The organism is Myceligenerans crystallogenes (assembly GCF_039529775.1).
Lineage (GTDB): Bacteria > Actinomycetota > Actinomycetes > Actinomycetales > Cellulomonadaceae > Myceligenerans > Myceligenerans crystallogenes.
This window is the reverse complement of sequence record NZ_BAAANL010000027.1, coordinates 1-504: the sequence shown is the minus strand read 5'-3', so window position 1 is coordinate 504 and position 504 is coordinate 1. Positions and strand designations below refer to the sequence as shown.

The window sequence follows — 504 nt, the reverse complement described above, 5'->3', positions numbered from 1 at the left end:
CCATCCCGCAATCCTTGATCGAGGCCGCCGCGATTGATGGCGCAAGCCGGTTCAAGCGCTTCTGGACGATTGTGTTCCCGCTGCTTTCGCCGATCACCTTTTTCCTGATGGTGGTGAATGTGGTCTATGCCATGTTCGACACATTCGGGGTGATTCATGCCACAACCGAGGGCGGGCCCGCGCAAGCCACGAATATCCTTGTCTACAAGGTCTATCGCGACGGGTTCGTGAACCTGAACCTTGGCTCTTCCGCTGCGCAATCCGTGATCCTGATGGGGATCGTGATCGTGCTGACCGTCATCCAGTTCCGCTATATCGAGCGGCGCGTGAATTACTGAGGGAGCGGCGCCATGGTCGAGAATAACCGCTGGGGCAATCTGTTCGCCCATCTGGTCCTGACCCTGGGCGTCACGATTGTCGTCTTTCCGGTCTATGTGGCAATCATCGCGTCCACTCATCCGCCGGGCACCTTCATTCGCGGGGTGATGCCGCTCTTGCCAGGGC

At 58.7% G+C, this 504-nt stretch carries 1 protein-coding gene; it reads left to right on the top strand.

The window, feature by feature from the left end; genetic code table 11:
- On the top strand, positions 1–338 hold a 338-nt coding region (locus tag ABD208_RS20420; RefSeq protein WP_344106657.1), incomplete at its 5' end, for an ABC transporter permease subunit.
- Between the last annotated feature and the right edge of the window lie 166 nt (positions 339–504).